The sequence below is a fragment of the Luedemannella flava genome (assembly GCF_039528515.1).
Lineage (GTDB): Bacteria > Actinomycetota > Actinomycetes > Mycobacteriales > Micromonosporaceae > Luedemannella > Luedemannella flava.
The window spans coordinates 1-1,413 of record NZ_BAAALT010000339.1 but is presented as its reverse complement, the minus strand read 5'-3'; the positions used below and the strand labels follow the sequence as shown (position 1 = coordinate 1,413).

At 67.9% G+C, this 1,413-nt stretch carries 1 protein-coding gene; it reads right to left on the bottom strand.

The window, feature by feature from the left end; translation table 11 throughout:
* Nucleotides 1-1,400 (bottom strand): transposase (locus tag ABD211_RS33115; RefSeq protein ID WP_344140472.1); only part of this gene is annotated, 1,400 nt, incomplete at its 3' end.
* Between the last annotated feature and the right edge of the window lie 13 nt (nt 1,401-1,413).

The window sequence follows — 1,413 nt, the reverse complement described above, 5'->3', positions numbered from 1 at the left end:
TGGTGGCCGATGGTGATGCTGCGTCCGGTCTTGGCGTCGGTGCACTGCGGGCGTAGCGGGCAGGTGGAGCAGTTGGGGCCGAAGTCGGCTTTGCCGGCGTGGCGGGCGTGGCCGCTGATCGGCCGGATCGGGATAGTGACCTGGTTGGGGCAGGTCACGGTGTTGTCGGCGAGGTTGATGTCGAACTGGTCTTTGGTGAACTTCCCTTTGGGCGCGACCGGTGGCTGGACCTTGGTCATCGCCCGGATCCCGGCGCGGTCGAGCTGGTCGAGGACGTCGCCGGCGCCGTAGGCACTGTCGCCGTAGACCGCGGCGGTGTCTTCTGCCGGGGTGCTTGCGGACGGGTCGGTGAGGTCGGCGATGAGATCGGCGACCGGTTCACCGTCACCAGTGTTGCCGGCGGTGACCGCGGTGGCGGTGATGAGTTCGACGTCCGGGTCAACGGCGATGTGGCCTTTGTACCCGTCGAAGCCGCGCTGGCTGGTCTTGTGCCCATGCCTGGCATGTGGGTCCACTGTGGAGATGACTCGACCGGGGGCGACCTTGCGGGCAATGCGGACCACACCATCTTCACCGGTTTCCAGGTCCTGGCCCAGGACCGTGGCCAGCAGCCGCATCGCCTGCCCGACCGGTTCGGGCAGGTCCGGTTGCCCGTCGAGGATCTCCAGCAGGGCGTATCCGTCACGAGCGCGGGAGTCGACCAGGACCTGCCGCGCCTCGTTGTCGTCCCAGTCGATGACCGGCTTACCCGCTGTGCTGTAGTCATCCCCGCTGACCAGCACGGTCCGAAGGCGGGCGGCCCACTGCCCGCCAGCGGCGGCGAGCAGCCCGCGCACCGCGGAACGGATCAACGTGACCGTGTCCATCGTGGCGACCGCGTCATACAACGGCGTGGAGTCCAGTACCCGCCGCCGGCCCAGCAGGCCGGCAGCCCGGGCAGCGGCCAACGCCACCTCGAAGATCCGGTCCGGGCGTTGCGAGCGGCGCAGCCGCTCACGCATGTCGACCAGCACAGTGTGGGCGAACCCGATCCGGCCCGCACCATCCCAGCCGCCAACCCCGGCCGCGTAGCGCCAACGGGCGTCGAACGTAAACCGGTCTACCGCCTCGCGGTCGGACAGCCCTTCCAGCCGCTGCAACACCATCACCGTGGCAACCACCGACGGCGGCACCGACCGGCGACCGATCGCCGCGAATAGGTCCGTGAACAACCCATCCGGGAACAACACGTCACGCTCAGCGTGCAGAAACGCGAAGATCGACGTCGACGGCAGCGTCTCGTCGCACAACCGTGACACCGGATCCAACAGGTCCAGTTGCTGCGAAGCCGACCCCAAAGCCATGCCCCAAACTACTACAAATCGACTGACGGCAATGGTCGCCACGCCGGTCGCGGCCATCGTTTAACACCAG